This is a genomic window from Streptacidiphilus anmyonensis, from assembly GCF_000787855.1.
Lineage (GTDB): Bacteria > Actinomycetota > Actinomycetes > Streptomycetales > Streptomycetaceae > Streptacidiphilus > Streptacidiphilus anmyonensis.
This window is the reverse complement of record NZ_BBPQ01000049.1, coordinates 30,416-55,926: the sequence shown is the minus strand read 5'-3', so window position 1 is coordinate 55,926 and position 25,511 is coordinate 30,416. Positions and strand designations below refer to the sequence as shown.

Sequence of the window (25,511 nt, the reverse complement as noted above, 5' to 3'; positions counted from 1 at the left end):
CACCGTCCGAACGTTCTGCAACATCCCCGAGAGGTGACCTGACATGCCGGCTGAGATGGCGGCCGAGGAGAAGCTTCGGTACTTCCTGAAGCGGGTGACGGCGGATCTCCACGAGACGCGCCGCCGACTGAAGGAGTACGAGGACGGCGAACAGGAGCCGATCGCGATCGTCGGCATGGCCTGCCGGTTCCCGGGCGGGGTCACCTCGCCCGAGGGTCTGTGGGACCTGGTGGCCGACGGGCGGGATGCGGTGTCCTTCTTCCCGGAGGACCGCGGCTGGGACGTGGAGAACCTCTACCACCCCGATCCGGACCACCCGGGGACGTCCTACTCCCGTGAGGGCGGCTTCCTGCACCGGGCGGGGGCGTTCGACCCGGCGTTCTTCGGCATCAGCCCGCGTGAGGCGATGTCGATGGACCCGCAGCACCGCCTGCTGCTGGAGACCTCCTGGGAGTCGTTCGAGCGGGCCGGCATCGACCCGGCCGCGCTCAAGGGCAGCCGCACGGGTGTCTTCGTCGGCGTGATGTACAACGAGTACGGCGCGCTGCTCCAGCAGTCGGTCGAGGGCTTGGAAGGCCAGGTCGGCACCGGCACCGCGGCGAGCATCGCCTCGGGGCGGGTGTCCTACACGCTCGGTCTGGAGGGTCCGGCGGTGACGATCGACACCGCCTGCTCCTCCTCGCTGGTCGCGCTGCACCTGGCGTGCCAGTCGCTGCGTTCGGGTGAGTCGACGCTGGCGCTGGCCGGTGGCGTGACGGTGATGCTGACGCCGGGCACCTTCGTGGAGTTCAGCCGTCAGCGCGGTCTGGCGACCGACGGCCGGTGCAAGGCGTTCTCGGACGGCGCGGACGGGACCGGCTGGGGCGAGGGTGTCGGCATGCTGCTCGTCGAGCGGCTCTCGGACGCGCGCCGCAACGGGCACCCGGTCCTCGCCGTCGTGCGCGGCAGCGCCGTGAACCAGGACGGCGCCAGCAACGGTCTGACCGCGCCCAACGGCCCCTCGCAGCAGCGCGTGATCAAGCAGGCGCTCGCCGGGGCGGCCCTCACCAGTGACCAGGTCGACGTGGTCGAGGCCCACGGCACCGGCACCACGCTCGGCGACCCGATCGAGGCACAGGCGCTGCTCGCCACGTACGGCCAGGGACGCCCGGCGGACCGGCCGCTGTGGCTCGGCTCGGTCAAGTCGAACCTGGGCCACACCCAGGCCGCCGCCGGGGCCGCCGGGATCATGAAGATGGTCATGGCGATGCGCCACGGCGTGCTGCCGAAGACCCTGCACGTCACCGAGCCCTCCACGCACGTGGACTGGTCGGTCGGCGCGGTCGAGCTGCTGACCGAGCAGCGGGACTGGCCGCAGACCGGTGAGCCGCGCCGCTCGGCGGTCTCGTCGTTCGGCTTCAGCGGCACCAACGCGCACATCATCCTGGAACAGGCACCGACGGCCGAGGCTCCGGAGGTCACCGAGGAGCAGCAGGGACCCGGGGGACGGACCCCGGTGGTGCCCTGGGTGCTGTCGGGCCGCACCCCGGACGCGCTGCGCGGGCAGGCCGAGCGGCTGCTGGACAGCATGGACACGGAGCCCGCTCCGGTCCCCGCCGACGTCGCCTTCTCGCTGGCCACGACGCGGGCCGCGTTCGAGCACCGGGCCGCGGTGGTCGGCACCGAGCCCGAGGAGCTGCGGCGCGGGCTGGAGGCGCTGGTCCGCGGCGAGTCGTCCGCCCGCGTGGTCACCGGCCGGACGGGCTCCGCCGGTCGCACGGCGTTCCTGTTCGCCGGTCAGGGCAGCCAGCGGGCCGGGATGGGCCGCGAGTTGTACGAGGCGTTCCCGGTGTTCGCGGCGGCGTTCGACGCCGTGTGTGCGGAGTTGGACGGGCAGCTGGACCTGCCGCTCAGGGACGTGGTGTTCGGCGGGGAGCGGATCGACGAGACGGCGTGCACGCAGCCGGCGTTGTTCGCTCTCGAGGTGGCGCTGTTCCGGCTGGTCGAGTCGTGGGGTGTGCGTCCGGACTTCCTGGCGGGTCACTCCATTGGTGAGATCGCGGCCGCGCATGTGGCGGGCGTGCTGTCGCTCGGCGATGCGGCGAAGCTGATCGCCGCGCGTGGTCGGTTGATGCAGGCGCTGCCGTCGGGTGGTGCGATGGTGGCGGTGCAGGCGTCCGAGGACGAGGTGCTGCCGCTGCTGTCCGACGAGGTGGCGATCGCGGCCGTGAACGGACCGACGTCGGTGGTGCTTTCGGGTGCCGAGGCGGCGGTGCTGGCTGTGGCTGAGCAGTTGGCCGCGCAGGGTCGCAAGACCAAGCGGTTGACGGTCAGTCACGCGTTCCACTCGCCGCTGATGGACCCGATGCTGGACGAGTTCCGCACGGTCGTGGCGAGCCTGGCCTTCGAGTCCCCGCGGATCCCGATCGTCTCCACCCTCGACCAGACTGCTGACCTCACCACGCCCGCGTACTGGGTGCGGCACATGCGCGAGGCTGTCCGCTTCGCGGACGCCGTTGAGACCCTGGAACGGGAGGGGGTTCGCACCTTCCTGGAGCTCGGCCCGGACGGCACGCTGACCGCGCTCGCGCAGGGGTGTGTCACCGAGGACGCCACGTTCGTCCCCACTCTGCGCCGCGACCGCGCCGAGGCGGAGAGCTTCACCACCGCCCTCGCCCACCTGCACACCCGCGGTGCCAAGCTGGACTGGGAGGCGGTCTTCGCGGGGGCGGACGCCCGGCGCGTCGACCTGCCCACCTACGCCTTCCAGCAGGAGTGCTTCTGGCCCCGGCCGCTGACCGGCTGGGTCGGCGACGTCGCCTCCGCCGGTCTCGGCGCCGCCGACCACCCGCTGCTGGGCGCGTCGCTCGCGCTCGCCGACGCCGACGGGCACCTGTTCACCGGCCGCCTCGCGCTGGACAGTCACCCGTGGCTCGCCGACCACGCCGTGGGCGGCACGGTACTGCTGCCCGGCACGGCCTTCGTCGAGCTGGCGGTCCGCGCGGGGGACCAGGTGGGCTGCGGCCGCCTGGACGAGCTGTCGCTGGAGGTGCCGCTGTTCCTGCCCGCCAAGGGCGCGGTGCGGGTGCAGCTCTGGGTGGGAACGGCGGACGACTCCGGTCGCCGCACGGTCAACCTGTACTCCCAGCCGGAGGACGCGCCTGTCGAAGAGCCGTGGACGCGGCACGCCACCGGCGTGCTCGCGCCCGGCGCTGCCACTCAGCCCGCCGCCGAGCTCGTCGTCTGGCCGCCGGCCGGTGCCGAGCCGGTCGACGTCGAGGCGCTCTACGACGGCTTCGCGGCCGCCGGTTTCGGCTACGGCCCGGTCTTCCAGGGCCTGCGGAAGGCCTGGCGGCACGGCGGGGAGCTGTTCGCCGAGGTCGAGCTGCCGGAGGAGAGCCGCACCGAGGCGGGCTTCTTCGGCCTGCACCCCGCGCTGCTCGACGCCTCCCTGCACGCCATCGGTCTCGGCGGCCTGCTGGAGGACTCCGGCCAGGCCCGGCTGCCGTTCGCCTGGTCGGGTGTCTCGCTGTACGCGGCCGGTGCGACCGCCCTGCGGGTGCGGATCGCGCCGAAGGGCCCCGACACGGTGACGCTGACCCTGGCCGACGGCACCGGCGCGCCGGTGGCCTCGGTGGAGTCGCTGGTGCTGCGCCCGGTGGCGATGGAGCAGCTGGCGGCGAGCCGCGCGGCTCACCAGGACTCGCTGTTCCGGCTGGACTGGACGTCCCTGCCGCCGGCGGGAGCTCAGCAGGCCGACGCCGGGGAGGACGGGTCGTGGGCTGTGCTGGGCACCGCCGACGTCCTCGGTGTGACCGGGGCCGCCGCGTACACCGACCTGGACGCCCTGCTCGCGGCGCTCCACGACGGTGCCGCAGCGCCTCGGACCCTGCTAGCCGCCTTCGGCGAGCAGGCGGACTCCGAGGCTGAGGACGACATCGCCGCGACCACGCATCGGCGCGCCCACCAGGCACTCGCCCTGGTCCAGCGCTGGCTGGCGGAGGAGGTGTTCGCCGACACCAGGCTGGTCGTGGTGACCCGTGGCGCGGTGGCGACCGCCCCCGGCGACATCGTCACCGACCTGCCCTCTGCCGCCGTGTGGGGTCTGGTGCGCTCCGCGCAGTCGGAGAACCCGGGCCGGATCGTGCTGGTCGACCTTCCCTCCGGGGCGGACGAGGACGCGGCCTCGCAGGCCGCGCTCGCTGCCGCGGTCGACTCGGGGGAGCCGCAGCTCGCGCTGCGTGCCGGGGTCGCCTACGCACCCGCGCTGGTCCGCGAGCCGGTCCCGGCCGAGGAGTCGCTGCCGGCGCTGGACTCGGAGGGCACGGTGCTGGTCACCGGTGCGACCGGTTCGCTGGGCGCCCTCGTCGCCCGGCACCTGGTGACCGGTTACGGCGCGCGTCGCCTGCTGCTGGTCTCGCGGCGCGGTGCGCAGGCGCCCGGCGCGGCCGAGCTGGCGGCCGAACTCGGCGAGCTGGGCGCCGAGGTGGCGCTCGCCGCCTGTGACGTGGCCGACCGCGCCGCACTCGCGGCCCTGCTCGGCTCGCTGGAGCACCCGCTGACCGGGGTGGTGCACACGGCCGGTGTGCTGGACGACGGCGTTCTCTCCTCGCTCACCCCCGAGCGGATGGACGCCGTGCTGCGTCCCAAGGTGGACGCGGCCTGGCACCTGCACGAGCTGACGCGAGACCAGAACCTGTCCGCCTTCGTGCTGTTCTCCTCCGCCGCCGGTACCTTCGGCACCGCCGGGCAGGCCAACTACGCGGCCGCCAACGCCTTCCTGGACACACTGGCCCAGCAGCGGCGCGGGCTCGGCCTGCCCGCCACCTCGTTGGGCTTCGGTCCGTGGGCCGAGGACGCCGGAATGGCGGGCGAGTCGGGCGGCTCGACCATGCGGCGGATGGCCCGTGGCGGGGTCGGCGCGCTGACCGCCGAGGAGGGCCTGGCCCTACTGGACGCGGCGCTGGCCACCGACCGGGCCGCGCTGGTGCCGATCCACCTGGACCCGGCCGGGCTGCGCGCCCAGGCCGAGGCGGGCCTGCTGCCGCCGCTGCTGCGCGGGCTGGTCCGGGTTCCGCTGCGTCGCGCGGCGAGCGCCGCGTCCGAGGCGGCGGCCTCGGAGCTGGCGCAGCGGCTCGCCGTCCTGCCGGAGGCCGACCGCGAGGCCGCCCTGCTGGAGCTGGTGCGTGCCGAGGCCGCCGGGGTGCTGGGCTATGCCGGCGCGCACGCGGTGGAGGGCGACCGGGCGTTCAAGGATCTCGGCATCGACTCGCTGACCGCCGTCGAGCTGCGCAACCGCCTCAACGCGGTCACCGGCCTGCGGCTGCCGGCCACCCTGGTCTTCGACTACCCGAACCCGGCCGCCCTCGCCGAGCAGTTGGGCACCGAGCTCCGCGGCTCCGCGCAGATCGCGGCCACCCGGGCCGCCGTGCCCGCCGCTGCGGGTGTCTCCGACGAGCCGATCGCGATCATCGGCATGGCCTGCCGCTACCCCGGCGGCGTGACCTCGCCCGAGGACCTGTGGCGACTGGTGGCGGACGGGGTGGACGGCGTCTCCGGCTTCCCCACCGACCGGGACTGGCCGCTGGAGGCGCTGTACCACAGCGACCCGGAGCAGCCCGGCACCTCCTACACCCGGGAGGGCGGCTTCCTGCACGACGCCGCCGGCTTCGACCCGTCCTTCTTCGGCATCTCGCCGCGCGAGGCGGTCTCGGTCGACCCGCAGCACCGGCTGCTGCTGGAGACGAGTTGGGAGGCGTTCGAGCGGGCCGGGATCGACCCGGCCACCCTGCGGGGCAGCCGCACCGGCGTCTTCGCGGGCGTCATGTACGGCGACTACGCGCCCCTGCTGATGGCCTCGGCGGACGCCCTGGAGGGCTACGTCGGCACCGGCAGCTCCAGCAGCGTGGCCTCCGGCCGGGTCTCGTACACCTTCGGTCTCGAGGGCCCGGCAGTCACCATCGACACCGCCTGCTCCTCCTCGCTGGTCGCCCTGCACCTCGCCGCCCAGGCCCTGCGGTCGGGCGAGTGCTCGCTGGCGCTGGCGGGCGGCTCGGTGGTGATGGCCTCGCCGTCGCCGTTCATCGAGTTCAGCCGTCAGCGCGGGCTGGCCGCCGACGGCCGGTGCAAGGCGTTCTCCGCCGACGCGGACGGGACCAGCTGGGCCGAGGGCGTCGGCATGCTGCTGGTCGAGCGGCTCTCGGACGCGCGGCGCAACGGGCACCCGGTGCTGGCGATCGTGCGCGGCACGGCCGTCAACCAGGACGGCGCCAGCAACGGCCTGACCGCCCCCAACGGTCCCGCCCAGCAGCGGGTGATCCAGCAGGCGCTGGCCAACGCCGGACTGACGGCCGGCCAGGTCGACGTGGTCGAGGCGCACGGGACCGGGACGCCGCTGGGCGACCCGATCGAGGCGCAGGCGCTGCTGGCCACCTACGGGCGGGAGCACACCGCCGAGCGGCCGCTGTGGCTGGGCTCGATCAAGTCGAACCTGGGCCACACCCAGGCGGCGGCGGGCGCGGCCGGCATCATGAAGATGGTCATGGCGATGCGCCACGGCGTGCTGCCGCGAACCCTGCACGTCGGCGAGCGGACCCCGCACGTGGACTGGGAGGCGGGCGCGGTCGAGCTGCTGACCGAGCAGCAGGACTGGCCGCAGACCGGTGAACCGCGCCGGGCTGGCGTCTCCTCGTTCGGGTTCAGCGGCACCAACGCGCACGTGATCATCGAGCAGGCGCCCGAGGCGGTGGAACCGGCCGCTCCTGAGCCCGCCCCCGAGTCCGCCGGCTCCGGGACGATGGTGCCGTGGGTGCTGTCGGCCCGCTCCGAGCCGGCCCTGCGCGCCCAGGCCGAGCGGCTGCTGGCCTGGCTGGACGCCGAGCCCGAGGCGGGCCCGGTCGAGGTCGCCCGCGCGCTGGCGACCTCGCGGACCGCCTTCGAGCACCGGGCGGCGCTGATCGGCGCCGGTCGCGAGGAGCTGACCGACGCGCTGCGGGCGCTGGTCCGTGGCGAGACAACGGAACCCGGGGTGGTGGCCGGGCAGACCGGTCGCGCGGGCCGTACCGCCTTCCTGTTCACGGGTCAGGGCGCTCAGCGGGCCGGGATGGGCCGTGAGCTGTACCAGGCGTTCCCCGTGTTCGCGGCCGCGTTCGACGCGGTCTGCGCGGAGCTGGACCCGTACCTGGACCGCTCGCTCAAGGAGACCGTCTTCACCGGCGAGCGGATCGACGAGACGGCGTGCACCCAGCCCGCGCTCTTCGCGCTCCAGGTGGCGCTCTTCCGCCTGGTCGAGTCGTGGGGTGTGAAGCCGGGCTTCCTGTCCGGCCACTCGGTCGGCGAGATCGCGGCGGCGCACGTGGCGGGGGGGTTCTCGCTCGGCGACGCCGCCGAGCTGGTGGCGGCGCGTGGTCGGTTGATGCAGGCGCTGCCGTCGGGTGGCGTGATGGTGGCGGTGCAGGCGTCCGAGGACGAGGTGCTGCCGCTGCTCACCGGTGAGGTGGGGATCGCCGCCGTCAACGGTCCTGCCTCGGTCGTGGTCTCCGGCGCCGAGGAGGCCGTCCTCGCGGTGGCCGGGAAGCTGGCCGCCGAAGGCCGCAGGACCAAGCAGCTGACGGTCAGTCACGCCTTCCACTCGCCGCTGATGGACCCGATGCTGGACGCGTTCCGCACGGTCGTGGAGTCGTTGGAGTTCCACCGGCCCGGCATCCCCATCGTCTCCACCCTCGACCAGGACGCCGACCTCGCCACTCCCGCGTACTGGGTGCGCCATGTCCGCGAGGCCGTCCGTTTCGCCGACGCCGTGCGGACCCTGGAGGGTGAGGGCGTCCGCAGCTACCTGGAGCTGGGCCCGGACGGCACCCTCAGCACCCTCGGTCAGGACTGCGTGACCGAGGACGGCACGGCCTTCGCACCGGTGCTGCGCCGCGACCGCCCCGAGGCGGAGACGTTCACCGCCGCTGTGGCCCGGCTGTACGTGCGCGGCGTCAAGCTCGACTGGGAGGCGGTCTTCGCGGGCACGGACGCCCGCCGCCTCGATCTGCCCACGTACGCCTTCCAGCGTGAGCGCTACTGGCCCAAGCCGTACGCCGGAACGTTCGGGGACGTGTCCTCGGCCGGGCTGGGCGCGGCCGACCACCCGCTGCTGGGCGCCTGCCTGAGCCTGGCGGACGCCGACGGCCACGTCTTCACCGGCCGGCTCGCCCTGGACACCCATCCCTGGCTGGCCGACCACGCGGTGCTCGGCGCGGTCCTGCTGCCCGGCACGGCCTTCGTGGAGCTGGCGATCCGGGCCGGCGACCAGGCCGGGTGCGACCGGCTGGAGGAGCTGACCCTGGAGGCGCCGCTGGTGCTGCCCGAGCACGGCGGCGTGCGGGTTCAGGTGACGGTGGGTGCGCCGGACGCGTCCGGGCGCTGCCGGTTCAGCCTGCACTCGCGACCCGAGGGCGCTCCGCTCGACCTGCCGTGGACCCGGCACGCCACGGGCGAACTGGCCCCCGGCCTGCCCGCCGCGGCGTTCGAGGCGGCCCAGTGGCCGCCGACCGGGGCCGAGCCCGTCCCGGTGGACGGCCTCTACGACGGCTTCGCCGCGCTCGGCTTCGACTACGGCCCGGCCTTCCGGGGTGTGCGGGCCGCCTGGCGCCGCGACGGCGAGCTCTTCGCCGAGCTCGCGCTGCCCGAGGAGCAGCGGGCGGAGGCCCCGGCCTTCGGGCTGCACCCGGCCCTGCTCGACTCCGCCCTGCACACCCTCGCGCTCGGCGGGATCCTCCCGGACACCGCCGGCGGGCGGCTGCCGTTCGCCTGGACCGGGGTGCGCCTGTACGCCGCCGGTGCGACCGAACTGCGGGCGCGCATCCGGCCGGCGGGGGAGAGCGGGATCGCGCTGGAACTGTCCGACGCCGCCGGCACGCCCGTGGCGGCCGTCGACTCGCTCGCGCTGCGCCCGATCTCGCCCGAGCAGCTCGGCGCCGCCGACAGCGGCCTGGGCGACGCGCTGTTCGGCCGGGAGTGGGTGACCCTGCCGGTGCCCGCCGAAGCTGTCACGGCCGGCCCGGACTGGGCGGTGCTCGGCCCGGACCACGCGGGCTACGGCATCGCGGTCGAGGCGATCCACGCGGGCGGCACGCCCGTCCACGCCGACCTGGCCGCGCTCACGGCGGCCGTCGCCGCAGGCACGCCGATGCCGCGGATCGTCCTGGCCCCCTGCCCTCAGCTCGCCGCCGGCGGACTCGACGTCGCCTCGGCGGCGCACGAGGCGGCGCACCGGGCACTGGACCTGGTCCAGCAGTGGCTCGCGCAGGAGTGCACGCACGAGGCGCGACTGGTGCTGGTCACCCGCGGCGCGGTGGCCACGCGACCGGGGGAGGACGTGACCGACCTCCCGTCGGCCGCCGTCTGGGGCCTGCTCCGCTCCGCGCAGACCGAGAACCCCGACCGGTTCGTCCTGATCGACATGGACGACCACGAGGGCTCCGCCGCGGTGCTGGCTGCCGCACTCGCCCTCGACGAGCCCCAACTGGCCGTCCGGGACGGCCGGATCCTCGCTCCCCGGCTGACCCGGGTGGCCCTTGCGGGCCCGCCGGCCGAGCCCGACCTGTCGGCCGGGACCGCTGATCCGGCCGGGACCGGCCGGGCCGCCTGGAACCCGTCCGGCACGGTGCTGCTCACCGGTGCCAGCGGCTCGCTGGGCCGCCTGCTGGCCGCCCATCTGGTCGCCGAGCACGGGGTGCGGCACCTGCTGCTGGTCTCCCGGCGCGGCGAGACCGCGGACGGCGCGGCGGAGTTGAAGGGACAGCTGGCCGAACTGGGCGCCGAGGTGCGGTTCGCCGCGTGTGATGCGGCCGACCGGACGTCGATGGCCGAGCTGCTCGCCGCTGTGCCGGCCGAGCACCCGCTGACCGCCGTGGTGCACGCGGCCGGTCTGCTCGACGACGGAGCCGTGGTCTCGCTCACCCCCGAGCGGGTCGACCGGGTGCTGCGTCCCAAGGTCGACGCGGCGTGGCTGCTGCACGAGCTGACCAGGCACCAGCAGCTCGACGCCTTCGTGCTGTTCTCCTCGGCCTCCGGTGTCCTCGGCGGCCCCGGCCAGGCCAACTACGCGGCCGGCAACGCCTTCCTGGACGTGCTCGCCGAGCACCGGCGGGCCCGCGGCCTGCCCGCGACCTCGCTGGCCTGGGGCCCGTGGGCCGGGAGCAGCGGCATGACCGGCGACCTGACCGAGGCGGATCTCCAGCGCATGGCTCGCGGCGGCGTGGCGCCGCTCTCCGACGAGGAGGGCCTGGCCCTCTTCGACGCCGCGGGCGCGTCCGACGAGGCCCTGCTGGTGCCGGTCAAGCTCCACCTGGCCGGCCTGCGCGCCCACGCCGCCGCGACCGGGCAGCTGCCCGCGCTGCTGCGCGGCCTGGTGCGGGTGCCGGTGCGCCGGGCCGCGGCGGGCGAGCAGGAGTCGGCCGGTGCGCTGGCCGAGCGGCTCGTCGGCCGCACCGAGCAGGAGCGCGAGGCGGTGCTGCTCGACCTGGTGCGGGCCCACGCCGCCGCCTCGCTCGGCCACCCGGGCCCGGAAGCCGTGGACCTCGAACGGGGCTTCCTGGAGCTCGGCTTCGACTCGCTGACCTCGGTGGAACTGCGCAACCGGCTGGCCGTGGCGACCGGTCTGCGGCTGCCCGCCACGCTGCTCTTCGACCACCCCACCCCGCGGCAGCTGGCCGTCCGGCTGCGCGAACAGCTGGCGTCCGCGGAGGGCCCCAGCGCGCCGGGGGAGACCCAGGAGAGCCGGCCGGTCGGCACGATCGGGGCGATGCTGCGCACCGCCGCCGAGACCGGGCGCAGCCAGGAGTTCATGGCGCTGCTCTTCGCCGCCTCGCGGTTCCGCCCGGTGTTCGGGGCGGATCCGGCGACCGCTCCGGTGCCCGAGCTGCTGCGCCTGGCGGAGGGGCCCGAGCAGCCCGTCCTGGTCTGCCTGCCCTCGCTGTTGGCGATCTCCGGCCCGCACCAGTACGCGCGGATCGCGGCGGCCTTCCGTGGCCGACGCAGCGTCCTGGCGATGCCGCTGCCGGGCTTCACGCAGGGCGAGGCGCTGCCCGAGACGGCACAGGCGATGCTCGAACTGGGCGCCCAGGCCGTCCTGCGCGCCACCGGGGGAGCCCCGTTCGCCCTGCTCGGCCACTCCACCGGCGGGCTGCTGGCCCAGGCCGTCGCCGGCCGGCTGGAGGAGCTGGGCGCCCGCCCGCAGGGGGTCGTCCTGGTGGACACCTACGCCTTCGCCGACGGCCGCCCCGCGGGCGCGCCGGGCGCGCCGGGTACGGGGGGCGACGCCTTCGCCGCCGGCGACGAGTCGGACGCCCTGGACGCCGCGGCGGCGGTGCTGCCCGCGCTGACCGGCGCGATGCTCGCCCGCGAGGGCGGCTACGTCCCGATGGACGACACCAGGCTCACCGCCATGGGCGGCTACCTGCGGCTGTTCGCCGGCTGGCAGCCCGCCGCGATCACCGCGCCGACCCTGCTGCTCAAGGCCGCCGAGGCGCTCCCCGCCCCGGGCGCCGGTGAGGCGCCGACGGGTGCGGCGGTGGCCTCCTGGCCGCTGCCGCACACCGAAGTGGACGCCCTGGGCGACCACTTCACCGTGATGGAGGAGCACGCCGCCGCCACCGCCGAGCTGATCGACCAGTGGCTGCGCTCGGTGGGCTGACGCCTCACGCCACCCGACGGCGCCGGGCGGGCGACCCCGCCCGGCGCGACCGCGGCCGCTCCGGCCCCGCCCCCGACGGGTCGGGGCGGCCGCCACTTCGACGGACTGCCAAGCACGACGACAGAAGGACGAGACACCCGATGACCACCACCACTGCCGAGCACGACCTGTGGATCCGCCGCTTCCACCCGGCCCCGGACGCGAAGGTCCGGCTGCTGTGCCTGCCCCACGCGGGCGGTTCGGCCAGCTTCTACTTCCCGGTCTCGGCCGCGCTGTCCCCGGGGATCGAGGTGCTCGCGGCGCAGTACCCGGGACGTCAGGACCGCCGCTCCGAGCCGAGCATCGGCACGGTCGCGGAGCTGGCGGACCGGGTGTACCGGGCGCTCGGCCCGCTGGACGACAAGCCGCTGGCCCTGTTCGGCCACAGCATGGGCGCGATCCTGGGCTTCGAGCTGGCCCGCCGGATGGAGGCCGACGGGCGTCCCGCGGCGGTGCTCTTCGCCTCCGGCCGCCGCGGCCCCGGCACCCGTCGCGCCGAGTCCGTCCACCAGCGCGACGACGACGGCCTGGTGAACGAGCTCAAGTCGCTCAGCGGCACCAACACCGCGCTGCTGGGGGACGAGGAGATCCTGCGGATGATCCTGCCGGCGATCCGCAACGACTACCGGGCGATCGAGACCTACGAGCGCCCGGCGGGCGGCCCGCTGAGCAGCCCGGTCGTGGCGCTGATCGGCGATGACGACCCCAAGTCCACCGTCGAGGAGGCCAAGGCGTGGGCGGACGAGACGACCGGCGAGTTCTCGCTGCGGGTCTTCCCCGGCGGCCACTTCTACCTGGCCACCCACCAGCGGGCGGTGCTGGGTGAGATCACCGACCGGCTCGGGGCGCTGGCCGGCTGAGCGGCGCGCCCCGGGGTGTGCTGCGTGCCGTGCCCGCGGACCCGTGCGGCACGCCGAGCGGCTCGGGGCGGTCGGCCGATGCCGACCGCCCCGGGCCGCTGGGACAGGAGCGGGGCTGCGGTCAGGAGGCCGCCGTCCCGCTCGCGAGGCAGAGCTCGCTCGGCAGGTCCGAGCGCCGGGTCACCTTGAGCTTGCGGTAGACCCGGGTCAGGTGCTGCTCGACCGTGCTGACGGTGATGAACAGCTCGCGGGCTATCTCCCGGTTGGTGTGCCCGAGCGCCGCCAGCGAGGCGACCCGCCGCTCCGCGTCGCTCAGCCCGCCCGCGTCGGGAGCCGCGGCCGCCGGCGCCTCCTCCTCGCCCAGGTCGGAGAACATGCTGGACAACCCACGCTGGACCGGATCGGCCGAGTGCTCCTTGGCCAGCTGCCAGGCCCGGCTCATCATGATCCGCGAGCGCTTGTGGTCGCCCAGGCTCTGGTGCGCGTAGCCCAGGTCGGCCAGGGCCAGGGCCAGTTCGACCCGGGAGTCGCAGCGTTGCAGCTCGTCCACCGCCTGACGCAGCAGACCGGGCCGGAACTTGAGCTCGGCGACGGCCGCGCCGAGGCGCACGGTGATGCCGCGCGAGCGCGAGGGGCCCGGCTGGAGCCGCTTGAACTGCTCGTCGATCAGCACCTTGGCCTGCTGGTGGTTGCCCATCTGCAGGTGCACCCGGGCGGCGGCGCCGCGCCAGGGCACCACGCTCGGCAGGTCGAGGTCCCAGTCCTGCGCCATCTCGCCGCAGATGAGGAAGTCGTCCAGGGCCGCGTGCGGGTGGTTGGTCGCCAACCGGTACTCGCCGCGGGCGTGCAGGTAGTGCATGCCGAAGCGGGTCTGGTAGATGGCCTGCGGCACCGGGCGGCTCAGCAGCTGTGCGGCGTCCTCGTAGCGGCCCATCAGGGTCTGCGCCATCAGCAGGGTCGCCGTCGGCAGGCCGATGTTGACCCCCCAGCCCTGCCAGGGCATCAGCTCCAGCGCGTTCTTGGCGTACCGCTCCGCGTCGACCAGCTGCCCCTGACGCACGGCGATCTGGCTGCGCAGGGCCAGCAGCGGCGGCCGCCAGCCCTCGGTGGCGCGCCCGAGCCGGCTGAGCAGGTGCTCGCAGCCGTGCGCGGCCCGGTCCAGCTGGTCGCCGTAGATCAGCGCCAGCAGGGCGAACTCGACCTGCTCCCAGTGCCGGTAGGTCAGGCCGATGCTGCGCAGCACCTGCTCGGCGCCCAGGAAGGTGTTCTCGTCGGCCCGGCCGCTCAGCACCTCGTCGAGCGCGGTGGCCGCCTGGAGCTGCGGGTTGGCGCGCACCGCCGCGGGGGTGCGGTCCTTGGTGGGCCTGGAGGACTCGAGGGGAGGCAGCTCGCCCAGCACGCCCGGGTAGGAGCTGGAGAGCTGCAGCCTGACGGTCTGGAGCTCCGCCGTGGTGCGTCCGTCGGCCGGACGGTCCTGGGCCAGCAGGTGGTTGAGGACGGTGGTCGCCTCCGTGATCCGGCCGTGCCGCAGCAGGTACTTGACCACCACCACCGAGTGCCGGTCGCCCAACTCCCCGGCGTACAGCGCGGCGGAGAGCATCGGCAGCAGGCGGGTGGCGTTGCCGGGCTGGAGCTGCCACTCGACGCCTGCCATCAGGGTCAGCACCTCGCCGCGCTGGCGGGCGTCGGAACAGCCGCGGTGGGCGTGCTCGACGCAGCGCCGGGCCAGCTCCGCGTCGCCGTCGAAGAGCGCCTGCCGGGCGACGTCGCACAGCACGCGGGTGCTCCACGCCTCGGCGGGCTGGTCGGAGGCCAGCAGCTGCTCGGCGATGGCCCGCTCCGGCGCGCCCTGGGCGTAGAGCAGGCGGGCGGCCTGCGCGTGCATCCGGCTGAGCTCCGCGGCGTCGGTGTCGTGCAGGACGGCGGTGCGCACCGCCGGGTGCCGGAACCGGCCGTGCTCCAGCAGACCGGCCGAGTCCAGGCCGTCGATGACGCCCTTCACCAGGCCGGGGAAGAGACCGAGCAGCTGGCCGAGCAGGTGGTCCGAGACGTGGTCGCCGAAGACGGCGATGCCGCGGGCGACCGCGAGCGCGGCGGGCTCGCTGCGGTGCAGGCAGCTGACCACGGCCTGGGAGAAGGCGAATCCGCCGCCCAGGCCGGCCGGATGCCGCTCGGAGGGCAGCCGGGTGCTGGAGCGCAGGTCCTCCAGCAGGCTGTGCACGAGCAGCGGGTTGCCGCCCGTCAGGGCGTCGACCCGGCTCGCCAGTTGCTCGGCCCGCTCGTCGTCGAGCCGGGTCCCGAGCAGCTCGACCACGCCTTCGTGGGTGAGCGGCCCGAGCATGATCCGGCGGCAGTGCGGCTGGCGCAGCAGCTCGGCGTGGAAGGCGGGTTGGGGGTGCTGGCGGGCGGTGCGCTCGGTGAGGACGACCGCGATCCGCGCGGAGCCCAGTCGGCGGATCAGGAAGAGCAGCCACTGGAGGGACTGCGCGTCGGCGTGGTGTGCGTCGTCGACGCAGATCAGCAGAGGGACGGAGTCCGAGAGTTCGAAGAACACCGCGCAGAGCGCCTGGACCAGGTGGCCCGGCAGTTGGTGGGGGTCGGCCTCTTTGCCGTCGGTCCCGTCGGTCGGGTCGGGCGCGTCGTGGGGTCGGGCGGCACGGGTGGCCGCCTCCAACAGGCGCTGGGCCTGGCCACTGCGCTCGACGCTGAGCGGGGCCTGCTGGAGCAGTTGGACGACGATGCTGAGCGGAGTGCGCTGCTCGGCCTGCGCGCCGGTGGCCCGCAGGACCGTGGCGCCGGCGCTGCCCGCGTGCTCGCACACCGCGCTCAGCAGGACTGACTTGCCACTCGCCACGGGGCCGACGACCAGGCCGACGGAGCCGGCGCCCTGGACTGCGGCCGTGGTGATTCTGGTGAGGGCGAGCAGTTCCTCGGCGCGTTCGATGAGGCTGGGTCGGCCCGTCATGTAATTGCTCCTTGCTTCGCGATCCCTGATTCCGGCCCAGGTGGTGTCCCGTCGTGGACGGACACCCGTGGAGCGGGGCCTGCATCGGGGAGGGACACTCCGTACGGCGGCTACCGAAAGGCCAGGTGCCGACCGAGCTGCGTGCTGGTAAGACTCTTCCCCCGTTGAAAAGTTCGGCCACTCCCGCCGAGGCGTGACGGCCTGGTTCCCGTGTATCGGCGGTCCCTTTGGTCGGGACCGTCCGAGTTACGGGACAACTGTCCTGAACATAACACTGTTGTGGACCGTTACACGACGCCGACCGTAAAGAACTGATCAGAAATTAACGAGGATGAAGCGCTGGCATCGGGTGCGGAGGCTCGGCGAAGCAAGCGGAATCCGGCATTCCTGGGCGGAGGCAGCCGCAGGTCGATGCCCCGTTATCCTGTCGCTGCGAAGAGTGATTGACTGTTAAAACTTCATCATTCTGGATAGCGGTTCCGTGCACATTGGCGGAACAACGGAAGACGGTTGTCCCGTAGTTACGGAAGTCTTACGACAAAGGCCGACCGGGTCCGGGGATTCCCCCCAATCGGACCCGATCGGCCCTCCGATCGGTTTGTTTTTTCCGCCGGTGAGCGGATTGACTTTCGGTCAATGTTTCTGGTTACTGGGAGGTGCGCCGTGAGCGGGCTCCAGTCGCACCGTCAGACCGGAACGCCGGTAACGTGGCGGTGGCATATGCAGCAGCGGCCCGAGGTGGACGACGATCCGGTCGGCGGCCGACTTGGAGATCCCGAACAGCACCCCGACCTCGCGCACCGTCAGGTTGGCGCGCCGGTACAGCGAGACCAGCAGGACCCGGTCCGCCAGCGACAGGGTCCAGCGGCGTCCCGCGCGCGACGTGTCGGCCTCCGCGTACGGCTGCAGCGTCCGCAGCAGCTCCTCGAACCCTTCGGGATCCAGGCCTGTCAGGATCTCGACCCACGCGGACTCGGTCGCACTCACCAACTGCGTCATGGGCGCCGCCCCCCGGATCCCCCCGTACGGCGGCTCACTCCTCTGGCAGGAGGATCGGCGCGAGCTGCTCGAAGACGTCGCCCGGACCCGGGTTGGCCGGGTGGCCGGCACCTCCGAGATGGCGCACCACGCCCCAGACCGCGTTGAGCGCCGTGGTGACCGCGCCCTCGGCGAATCCCGCCGTCCAGGACACGTCGTCACCGGCGAGGAAGAGCCCCTGCTGCTCGGGCGGGAAGGCGTCCTGGACGAAGTGCGTGAACAGCCGCCGCTGGTAGCGGTACTGGCCGGGCAGGTTCGCCTTGAAGGCGCCCATGAAGTGCGGCTCGGTCTCCCAGGTCACCGAGATCGGCGGGCCGACGATGTGCCGGCGCAGCTCCACCTCGGGGTAGATCTCGCGGAGCTGGGCGAGCAGCACCTCCAGGCGCTGCTCGTCGTCCAGGGTGGCGACCTTCAACGAGTCGTCGTTCCAGGTGTAGGAGAGACAGATCACTCCGGGCCGGTCCGGCCCGTCGTCGAACAGGTAGACCCCGCGCGGCATCCGGTCGCTGAGCGTCATGCTCATCGCGTCCCGGCCGGTGACGGGGTCCCGGTCCAGCCAGAACGGCCGGTCGGTGAGGACGAACAGCTTGGAGGACCCCATGTAGTGGGTCCGCTCGACGGCCGTCCAGTGCGCGGTGGAGAGCAGCGAAGGGTCGCACTCGATCCGGTTCAGCAGGGTCCACACGTGCGGGGTGAAGACCACCGCCGGATAGGTCGCACGGTCACCCGCGGCGTCCTCGACCAGCACGCCGTCGGCCACCGGGCGCAGAGCGGTGACCGCGGGGCGGGGGCTGCCGCCGTGCAGCGACGCCAGGGAGGTGCCGGCCGGCCAGTGCGCCGCCGGACCGGCGGCCAGCGTCCACAGGCCCTGGACCAGGCGGCCCGTGCCGCCGACGATGCTCACCTGCTCCTGGTCGGCGCCGGTGAAGACGACCCGCAGCACCTCCAGGATCGAGTTGGGGAAGTCGGTGTCCCAGCCGCCGGTGCCGAAGCCGACCTGGCCGAACAGCTCCCGGTGCCGGAACGACCGGAAGTACGGCGAGGCGGCGAGGAACCCGTAGAACGACTGGTCGTCCAGGGTCCGCACCATCCGGTTCCAGACCGCCTTGAGCAGGGCGGTGTCCCGTCGCCGGACCGCGTCCTCCATCACCGCCAGCTCGGCCTGGTCGCGCAGCGTCTTCTCCCAGGCGTCGGCCACCTCCTGGTAGACCGACGGCAGGTCCTCCATGACCCGTGCGTAGTGCCGCTCGCCGCCCAGGTGCACCAGGGTGCTCGGGGTGCCGGCGGCGAGCGGGTTCGGGAACGGCCGGGTCGGCAGACCCAGCCTGTCCACGTAGTGGAACAGCGTCGTGGCCGAGACCGGGAAGCGCATCGCCCCCAGCTCCGCGGCGCACTCCGGGTCGGCCTCGAAGGGCACCGAGCGCATCCGGCCGCCCAGCTCGCCGGCCTCGTAGAGTACCGGGCGCAGTCCGAGGCGCAGCAGCTCGTAGCCTGCGACCAGGCCCGCCACGCCGCCGCCCACCACCGCCACCGGTGTGCCGTGCCGCTGCGCGGGGACCGACCCGAGCCCGGCCGGATGGCGCAGCCAGTCGTCGTAGGCGAACGGGAAGTCGGGGCCGAACATCGTCAGCGGCGCGGTCACGTCGCTGACGCGGGCCTCGCGTTCGCGTGTCTCGCGTACGCTCGCGTCGCGTACACGCGCCTCGCGCACGACGCGTGCGTCGAGCGCCGCCGGATAGCCACCGGCACGGTGCTCACTGGCACTCAGGGACATCTGGGGACACCTTTCGGGGCCCGGCTCGGGAAGGTCAGCCCAGGGGGCCGGGCAGATCCTGGTAGAGCTCGGGGCGCCGGTCATGGAGGTAGGGAGTGTCGGCGCGGGCCTGCGCCACCACGGCCGGGTCGATCTCGGCCAGCAGCAGGCCCTCGACGGGCTCCTCCAGCGTCAGCCGGGTGCCGTCCGGGGCCGCCACCGTGGTCAGCCCGCAGAAGTCCAGGCCGCCCCGCTCGCCGATCCAGTTGGTGTAGGCGACGTAGAGCTGGCTCTCGAAGGCACGGGCGGGCACCAGCGTGCGGGCCACCACGTCCCACGGGCGCATCAGCGCGGTCGGCACCACGAGCAGCTCGGTGCCCGACAGGGCGTGCGCGCGCACCGACTCGGGGAACTCGACGTCGTAGCAGACCAGCAGGCCCACCGTCAGATCGCCCAGCCGCACCCGCACCACACCCTGGTCGCCCGGCGTGAACCGGGACCGGTCCACCTCGCCGAACAGGTGCGCCTTGCGGTAGGAGGCCAGCGTCTCACCCTCGGCGGAGACCAGCCGGACGGCGTTGTAGACCGCCGACCCGTCGTCCTCCGGCCAGCCGTAGGCCACGGCGATGCCGAACTCCCGGGCGATCCGGGCCACCTCGGCGCCGTGCGGCCCGTCCAGGGGCTCCGCCGCCTCGGCCAGCGCGGCCGGCCGCAGCGGGTAGCCGCCCACCGTCATCTCCGGGGCGACCAGCAGCTGCGCGCCGGCCTCGGCGGCCTGCCCGGCCGCCTCCCGCAGTCGCGCGAGCAGCCGCGGCACGCTCGGCGAGTCGCACGCGGCCTGCCAGCAAGCAATTCTCATCGCGGGCTTCCTCGGGATCCGGTGGAACCACGAGCTGCGGAATCATCCGGAGCGTCGCACTTACCGGACCGAAGCTAATGGATCACGCCCGGCTCCGGGCAACCCCTAACGTCCCCCTAGCGCGGGCCAGTTGCGGCAGCCTCGGATCATGCTGGACGGCCTGCTCAGGGGTCGGTAGGGGCGTGGGCAGGGGTGGCGGTCGGCGGCGGCGTGCATAGGCTCGAACGGACGCCGACGACCGACAGGACGGGTTGACATGACGATCGTTGAGCCGGGCGGCGACGCTGTCGTCTTCCCCGCCATGGGCCCCTCGCGATTCGCCGACTTCGGCCGGTTCATGGTGGTCGACGCGACCGCCAGGAAGCTGTTCGCGGTCGCCGACGAGGTGCTCGGCTATCGCGTCTTCGACGAACTGCGCGTCAGCGAGGACGACTACGCCGAAGTCGCCCAGGTCACCTCGTTCGTGGCGTCGCTCGCCCTGGTCGAGTGGAGCGGGCTGTCCGGCGAGACCCACTGCGCGGGCGTCAGCTTCGGCAAGATGGCCGCCGCCGCCCACGCGGGCGTGCTGCCGTTCGAGGAGGCCGTGCGCCTCGTCGCGGAGACCGCCCGCTGCGAGCGCGACTACTTCGCCGAGCGGCACACCGACATCGTCACCCACTCCTTCGTCAAGGTCACGGCGGAGACCCTGGACACCCTGCTGGCCGTACTGGCCGACGCCGACGAGTGGTTCGAGATCTCCTCGTACCTGGACCGGGACATGTTCATGGTCTCGCTCAGCGAGCGGGCGCTCACCGGCTTCAAGCGGCGGATCACCGAGGTGGGCGGCTACTCGCTCTACACCATGCGCCCGCCGGCGCACGCGGGCATCTTCGGCGAGCTGCGCGAGCGGGTCGACCGCGAGGTGCTCAGCGGCTACCGGCTGCGCGACCCGCTGCTGCCGATCGTCTCCGACCAGGACGGCTCGCTGGTGACCTCCGCCGAGCAGGCCCGCGAGTGGATCCTCGGCGGCTTCACCCGCCCGATGCGCTGGCCCGGGGTCGTGGACACCCTGGCAGCCCAGGGCGTACGGCGGATCAGCGTCGTCGGGCGCGACCGCCTGCTGCGCCGTCTCAAGTGCACCGTCGACAACTTCGCGACCACCACGGTCGCACCGGAGTCCGCCCTGCGGCCCAGGAGTTGAGGTGGCGGAGCGTTTCGACCGAAAGGCACGACCCCTTGACTGACCGCACCACCGCGTCGGGCGGCGCCCTCCTCGCCACCAGCGACCTGCACATCAGCTACGAGGAGAACCGCGACATCGTCCGCGGGCTGCGGCCGAGGACGCCCGAGGACTGGCTGATCGTCGCCGGCGACATCGGCGAGCTCGTCGCCGACGTCGAGTGGACGCTCGGCCTGCTCAAGGAGCGGTTCGCCGAAGTGGTGTGGGCGCCCGGCAACCACGAGCTGTGGACCCACCCCTCCGACCCCGTCCAACTGCGCGGCGTCGAGCGCTACCAGCGCCTGGTGGAGCTCTGCCGCGGCCTGGGCGTGCACAGCCCCGAGGACCCGTACCCCGTGTGGCCCGGCCCCGACGGCCCGGTGCGGATCGCCCCGCTCTTCGTCGGCTACGACTACACCTTCCGTCCGCCGGGCACCGCCACCAAGGCGCAGGCGCTGGCCCGCGCGCACGACACGGGCGTGGTCTGCGCCGACGAGTACATGCTCCACCCCGACCCCTACCCGAGCCGCGAGGCCTGGTGCCGGGCCCGGGTGGCCGCGACCGAGGAGCGGCTGGCCGCGCTGGACCCGGCGGTTCCCACCGTGCTGGCCAACCACTACCCGCTGGTCCGTCAGCCCACCGACGTCCTCTACTACCCCGAGTTCGCGCAGTGGTGCGGCACCACCGCCACCGCCGACTGGCACACCCGCTTCAACGTGGCGGCGGTGGTCTACGGCCACCTGCACATCCCACGGACCACCCACTACGACGGCGTCCGCTTCGAGGAGGTCTCGGTGGGCTACCCGCGCGAATGGCGTCGCCGGGGCGGCGCCGCGCCGAGCGGACTGCGTCAGATCCTCCCCGAGGCGGCGAAGCGTTGATCGAGCAGATCCTCCCCGGGGCCGTCACGGTGGACGAGAGCCGTGCCCAGGACGAGCCCGTCGAGCTGTTCCCCGCCGAGGTCGAGCACATCGCCCACTCGGTGCCGCGCCGGCAGCAGGAGTTCCGCGCCGTCCGGGCCTGCGCCCGGCGCGCACTGGCCGCGCTCGGCCTGGCCCCGGTCCCGCTGGTGCCCGGTCCGCGGGGCGAACCCGTGTGGCCCGCAGGCGTGGTGGGCAGCATGACCCACTGCGCCGGCTACCGCGCCGCCGCTCTGGCCCCGGCCGAGGCGGTGCTGACCCTCGGTATCGACGCCGAGGTCGACGAGCCCCTCCCGGACGGCGTCCTGGAGGCCGTCGCACTGCCCGAGGAACTGCCGATGCTGGCCGCCCTGCGGCGCGCGGATCCGACCGTGCACGCCGACCGGCTGCTGTTCAGCGCGAAGGAGAGCGTCTACAAGGCGTGGTTCCCGCTGGCGAGGAAGATGCTGGACTTCACCGAGGCCGCCTTGACGCTCGACCCGGACGGCACCTTCGCCGCCCGGTTGCTGGTCCCCGGCCCGGTCGCCGAGGGCCGTCGGCTGGCGGGCTTCGAAGGCCGCTGGATCGCCGTGGACGGCCTGGTGGCGACGGCGATCACGGTGCCGCGAGGCTGATCGGGCCGGAGCCGGCGTGCCCGGAGGCCGTTCGGTCCGCCTGCTGCGGCCGCTCGGCCGCTCCGGCCTGCCCTGACGCCGCCCCGGTCCGCCGAATTGCTTCTGTTTCAGCCAAGTTGACGTTCTGTCACATCGTGGCAGCGGTCGGGGCGGGTGGGGTCGGATAGGGGTTCTGCCCCCTGACGGGGCCTCGATACTCTCCGGTAGCACGGGCTCAGCCCGCCCCGAACCCCTCCGAGCGCTCCCCGGCCTTCCGGGTGCGAAGCGCCGGCGGTGGCCGTCGAGTACGAGAAGGATGAGTGGAGCCGATGCCGGCCAAGATCCTCGCGGAAACCTCCGTAGTGACACTCGCCGAGTTCGAGCAGGACACCCTTCGGATCGCCCAGGTCCTGCGTGAGCGGGGGGTCGGGCTCGGTGCCCGGGTGCTGCTCAAGGCCGGCAACTCGATCAGCTACGTCTCGGTCCTGTTCGCCCTCATGCACCTGGGCGCCTCGGTGGTGCTGGTGGACCAGCAGGAGAAGCAGGAGGCGACCGCCTCCATCATCCGCCGGGCCGGCACCAAGCTGGTCCTGGTGGACGACGACGCCCCCGTGCCGGACGAGGCCGACCCGGTCCACCTCTACGAACTGCTGGCCGCCGCCCCCGACCTGGAGGTGACGGACCGCCGGCTGGACTTCGGCGCCTGGTCCGACCTCGACGACGCGCTGATCATGTGGTCCTCGGGGTCCACGGGCGAGCCCAAGGGCATCGTCAAGAACGGCGGCCGGATGCTGCGCAACCTCGAGCGCAACGCCCGCCACATGGGCCACTGCTCGGACGACGTGCTGCTGCCGCTGCTGCCCTTCTCGCACCAGTACGGCCTGTCGATGGTCCTGATCGCCTGGATCGTCCAGGGCTCCCTGGTGATCGCCCCCTACAAGCGCCCCGACCGCGCCCTGCGCATGGCCGGGCACTCCGGCGCCACCGTCCTGGACGCGACCCCGGCCACCTACCGCAGCATGCTCGGCATCATCCGGCAGAAGCCGGTGCTGGGCGGCGCGCTCGACTCGGTCCGGATGTTCTGCAGCGGCGCCGCGCCGCTGGACCAGTCGCTGGTCGACAGCTACGTCGAGCGCTTCGGCCTGCCGCTGCTCGACAGCTACGGCAGCACCGAGGCGGGCAACGTGGCCTTCGCGACCAGCGACAACGCCGTCGCCTGCGGGCAGGTCATGGACGGGCTGCGGGTGCGCGTGGTGGACGACGAGGACCGCGAGGTGCCGGCCGGCGAGGTGGGCGAGCTGCTCATCGAGACGCCGGACGTGATGGTCGGCTACCTGACCCCGGACGGCGGCATCGACCCGGTGGACCAGAGCGTCTTCCGCACCGGCGACCTCGGCCACGTCGACGCGGCCGGCAACCTCTTCGTGCTGGGCCGCAAGTTCGCCGTGCACCGCAACGGCTACACGCTCTACCCCGAGATCGTCGAGCGCAAGGCGGCCGCCGGCGGCTGCTCGACCCGGGTCGTCCCGCTGCCCGACGAGCGTCGCGGCAGCAGCCTGGTCTTCTTCGTGGAGGACGAGCAGCAGCGGGAGTCCGCGCACTGGCGGGAGGTCCTGGCCGGTCTGCTGCCCCCCTACGAACAGCCCAACCGGGTGATCGTGGTGGAGCAGTTCCCGCTCAACCGCAACGGCAAGCCGGACAAGCGCCGGATGACCGAGCTCGCCGAGGCCGCCGCGGCCGGCTCGGCGGAGCGCGAGGACGCCGCCTGACGAGGCGCCGGGCGCCGCAGGCGTCCCGGTCCGAGCACGCTCGTACCGGGACGCGCGGGCTCGGGACCGTCCGCCCGGGTCGGTCCGTCGGTTCAGGGCGGCCCAGGGCGGACCAGGTCAGTCCAGCAGGCCGCGTTCGATCGCGGCCAGCACCGCCGCCGTCCGGTCGGAGACCTGGAGCTTCTTGAACACCCGCAGCAGGTGGGTCTTCACCGTCGCCTCGCCGATGTGCAGTTCGCGGCCGATGTCGGCGTTGGTCAGGCCACGGCCGACCAGGCGCAGCACCTCGCACTCGCGCCCCGACAGCGGCGTCTGCTGCTGCTCCTGGGAGCGGGCCCGGAAGAGGCGGCCGGCCACGGCGGGGGAGAGCACCGTCTCGCCGCGCGCGGCCGCCCGGACCGCGTCGATCAGGTCCGCCCGCGAGGTGCCCTTGAGCAGGTACCCGGCCGCGCCGGACTCGACCGCGCGCAGGATGTCGGCGTCGTCCTCGTAGGTGGTGAGCACCACCACCTTGGGGCGGCGCGAGTGCCGCAGGATCCGGGCGGTGGCGGTGGCGCCGTCCGTCTCGCCCATCCGCAGGTCCATCAGGATCACGTCGGGGTCGAGCGCCGCCGCGCGCACCACCGCCTCCTCGCCGCTGCCGGCCGTCCCCGCCACCCGGAGGCCCGGGGCGGCCTCCAGCATCGCGCACAGACCCTCGCGCACCACCGGGTGGTCGTCGACGATCAGGACGGTGATCGGCTGCTCGGCGCTCATCGGGACTCCTCCGTGTTCTCCGCCGTCGCGGCGACCAGCGGGACGACGACCTCCACCACCGTGCCGCGGCCGGGCGCGCCGCTCACCTCGACCGTCCCGCCGACCTCGCCGACGCGGGCCCGCATGCCGCGCAGCCCGTACCCGGACAGCTGCCCGTCCGGACCGGCGGACGGCTCTGCCAGGCCGCAGCCGTCGTCCTCGACCCGCAACCGCACCGCCGCGTCGCTGAACTCGACGCGCAGGGAGACCCGCTGGGCGCGGGCGTGCTTGCGGACGTTGGCCAGCGCCTCCTGCGCGGCGCGCAGCAGCACCACGCTCACCGCGGTCGGCAGCGGGAACTCGGTGCCCTCGGCGGCGTACTGCACCGTCAGGTCGGTCTCCGCCGCCAGCGCCTCGCCCTGGCGGCGGACGGCCTCGCCGAGCGAGTTCCCGCGCAGCGACACCGGCGTCAGCGCGGCGACGAAGCCCCGGGTCTCGGTCAGGTTGTCGGCGGCCACCCGGGCGGCCAGGGCCAGGTGTCGGCGGGCCAGTCCGGGATCGTCCGAGAGCTCCGAGTCGACCGTCTCGATCAGCGCGATCAGGCTGGTCAGCCCCTGGGCCACGGTGTCGTGGATCTCGCGCGCCAGCCGTTCGCGCTCGGCGGCGATGCCGGCCTGCCGGGAGAGCCGGGCCACCTGGACCCGGCTCAGCTCCAGCTCCTCGATCAGCAGGGCGCGTTCGCGGCTCTGCTCGGCGACCCGGGTGATCCACAGGCCCACCAGGACGGCCAGCGCGATGCCGAGCAGGGTGAGCGGCAGGACACCCAGCACGGCCTGGCCGAACTCGCCGCTGGTGACCCAGAGCAGGATCGGCGGAACCAGGTTGGCCAGCAGCACCACCGCGATGCCCGGCCCCGAGGGCAGGCTCATCAGCAGCATCGGACAGATCGCGAACAGCGCGAACGAGGAGGCCACGTCGAGCAGCGTCGCGGCGCCGAAGAGGACGCCCAGCCCGGCGGCGAACCACCGGGCGCGCACGGGCCTGCCACCGCCGTTCAGCAGCAGCGGCCGCCCGAACCCCGCGTACCACGGGACCGCCAGGGTCAGCGCCGCCACCGCCC

At 73.9% G+C, this 25,511-nt stretch carries 11 protein-coding genes and 1 pseudogene; 6 read left to right on the top strand and 6 right to left on the bottom strand.

Annotation, left to right across the window (positions count from 1 at the left end):
• Positions 1–94: 94 nt before the first annotated feature.
• Together TR50_RS30460 and TR50_RS30455 are read left to right on the top strand one after the other, a co-directional pair.
• A pseudogene (locus TR50_RS30460) lies at positions 95–11,662 on the top strand (type I polyketide synthase); the annotation flags it as partial.
• A gap of 140 nt (positions 11,663–11,802) precedes the next feature.
• Positions 11,803–12,561: a thioesterase II family protein gene (locus TR50_RS30455; protein ID WP_042429510.1), complete on the top strand. Its 759-nt coding sequence runs from the start codon at positions 11,803–11,805 to the stop codon at positions 12,559–12,561.
• Positions 12,562–12,682: 121 nt separating this feature from the next.
• Here TR50_RS30455 and TR50_RS30450 read toward each other — a convergent pair whose 3' ends face one another.
• The 4 genes from TR50_RS30450 to TR50_RS30435 form a co-directional block, all read right to left on the bottom strand.
• Positions 12,683–15,526: a helix-turn-helix transcriptional regulator gene (locus tag TR50_RS30450; RefSeq protein WP_042429507.1), complete on the bottom strand. Its 2,844-nt coding sequence runs from the start codon at positions 15,524–15,526 to the stop codon at positions 12,683–12,685.
• A gap of 633 nt (positions 15,527–16,159) precedes the next feature.
• Entirely contained in the window at positions 16,160–16,525 is a 366-nt protein-coding gene (locus TR50_RS30445; protein ID WP_052441534.1) for a helix-turn-helix domain-containing protein, read from the bottom strand.
• Positions 16,526–16,559: 34 nt separating this feature from the next.
• A complete protein-coding gene (locus TR50_RS30440) occupies positions 16,560–18,188 on the bottom strand; it encodes a flavin monoamine oxidase family protein (protein ID WP_042429531.1) in 1,629 nt (542 codons plus the stop codon).
• 184 nt (positions 18,189–18,372) lie between these two features.
• A complete protein-coding gene (locus TR50_RS30435) occupies positions 18,373–19,176 on the bottom strand; it encodes a carbon-nitrogen hydrolase family protein (RefSeq protein WP_042429504.1) in 804 nt (267 codons plus the stop codon).
• 256 nt (positions 19,177–19,432) lie between these two features.
• Between TR50_RS30435 and TR50_RS30430 the strand changes: the two genes are divergently transcribed.
• The 4 genes from TR50_RS30430 to TR50_RS30415 all read left to right on the top strand — a co-directional run bounded on the left by TR50_RS30430 (position 19,433) and on the right by TR50_RS30415 (position 23,656).
• Entirely contained in the window at positions 19,433–20,356 is a 924-nt protein-coding gene (locus TR50_RS30430) for an ACP S-malonyltransferase (protein ID WP_042429502.1), read from the top strand.
• A 35-nt stretch (positions 20,357–20,391) separates the two neighbouring features.
• Positions 20,392–21,255 carry a metallophosphoesterase family protein gene (locus TR50_RS30425; RefSeq protein WP_042429498.1) on the top strand — a complete coding sequence of 288 codons (864 nt, stop codon included), beginning with the start codon at positions 20,392–20,394 and terminating at the stop codon, positions 21,253–21,255.
• A complete protein-coding gene (locus TR50_RS30420; protein ID WP_042429494.1) occupies positions 21,252–21,908 on the top strand; it encodes a 4'-phosphopantetheinyl transferase family protein in 657 nt (218 codons plus the stop codon). The genes TR50_RS30425 and TR50_RS30420 overlap by 4 nt, the downstream gene beginning before the upstream one ends.
• Before the next feature lie 308 nt (positions 21,909–22,216).
• Positions 22,217–23,656 (top strand): class I adenylate-forming enzyme family protein, encoded by a 1,440-nt coding sequence (locus TR50_RS30415; protein ID WP_042429491.1) that lies wholly within the window; start codon positions 22,217–22,219, stop codon positions 23,654–23,656.
• 117 nt (positions 23,657–23,773) lie between these two features.
• Here the strand turns inward: TR50_RS30415 and TR50_RS30410 are convergent, their stop codons facing one another.
• Both TR50_RS30410 and TR50_RS30405 read right to left on the bottom strand, forming a co-directional pair.
• Entirely contained in the window at positions 23,774–24,412 is a 639-nt protein-coding gene (locus tag TR50_RS30410) for a response regulator (RefSeq protein WP_042429488.1), read from the bottom strand.
• On the bottom strand, positions 24,409–25,511 hold a 1,103-nt coding region (locus TR50_RS30405), incomplete at its 5' end, for a sensor histidine kinase (protein ID WP_042429486.1). The genes TR50_RS30405 and TR50_RS30410, both read right to left, overlap by 4 nt.

Bases quoted from the DNA above. Each gene is read 5' to 3' on its own strand.
- TR50_RS30435 (WP_042429504.1), bottom strand. From the start codon at position 19,176: ATGAGAATTGCTTGCTGGCAGGCCGCGTGCGACTCGCCGAGCGTGCCG.
- TR50_RS30410 (WP_042429488.1), bottom strand. From the start codon at position 24,412: ATGAGCGCCGAGCAGCCGATCACCGTCCTGATCGTCGACGACCACCCG.
- TR50_RS30415 (WP_042429491.1), top strand. From the start codon at position 22,217: ATGCCGGCCAAGATCCTCGCGGAAACCTCCGTAGTGACACTCGCCGAG.
- TR50_RS30445 (WP_052441534.1), bottom strand. From the start codon at position 16,525: ATGACGCAGTTGGTGAGTGCGACCGAGTCCGCGTGGGTCGAGATCCTG.
- TR50_RS30455 (WP_042429510.1), top strand. From the start codon at position 11,803: ATGACCACCACCACTGCCGAGCACGACCTGTGGATCCGCCGCTTCCAC.
- TR50_RS30450 (WP_042429507.1), bottom strand. From the start codon at position 15,526: ATGACGGGCCGACCCAGCCTCATCGAACGCGCCGAGGAACTGCTCGCC.
- TR50_RS30440 (WP_042429531.1), bottom strand. From the start codon at position 18,188: ATGTTCGGCCCCGACTTCCCGTTCGCCTACGACGACTGGCTGCGCCAT.
- TR50_RS30430 (WP_042429502.1), top strand. From the start codon at position 19,433: ATGACGATCGTTGAGCCGGGCGGCGACGCTGTCGTCTTCCCCGCCATG.